Origin of the sequence: Paenibacillus sp. 598K, from assembly GCF_003851045.1 — a bacterium.
GTDB lineage: Bacteria > Bacillota > Bacilli > Paenibacillales > Paenibacillaceae > Paenibacillus_D.
This window is the reverse complement of sequence record NZ_BFBX01000002.1, coordinates 11,000-11,343: the sequence shown is the minus strand read 5'-3', so window position 1 is coordinate 11,343 and position 344 is coordinate 11,000. Positions and strand designations below refer to the sequence as shown.

Sequence of the window (344 nt, the reverse complement as noted above, 5' to 3'; positions counted from 1 at the left end):
TCCTCGCCGAGCTGCATCTTCAGCCCGACGGCCTCGAAGCCGATCATCGCCGCGCCAAGCCCCGAGCTCTCGATGACCTGCGGCACGATGACCGGCAGACCAAGCATGTCCGCCAGCAGCTGGCAGATGAAGCGCGAGCGAGTCAGACCGCCGGAGGCGCATACCTCCTGCGGACGCACCTCCATCCGCTCCATGAGCTGGACGATCTGCGCGATCTGCGCCAGGATGCCCTCGATGGCTGCCCGCACCATATGCGGCTTGCCGTGCGAGAGCGACAGGCCGAAGTAGACGCCGCGGCTGTCCGCCTGCCAGTAGGGCGCGCGCTCGCCGGTCAGCATCGGCAG

The 344-nt window shown here is 68.3% G+C and carries 1 protein-coding gene; it reads right to left on the bottom strand.

The window, feature by feature from the left end; all coding sequences use genetic code 11:
• Positions 1 to 344: FGGY-family carbohydrate kinase (locus PA598K_RS00720; RefSeq protein ID WP_260405211.1), on the bottom strand; the 344-nt coding region annotated here is incomplete at both ends.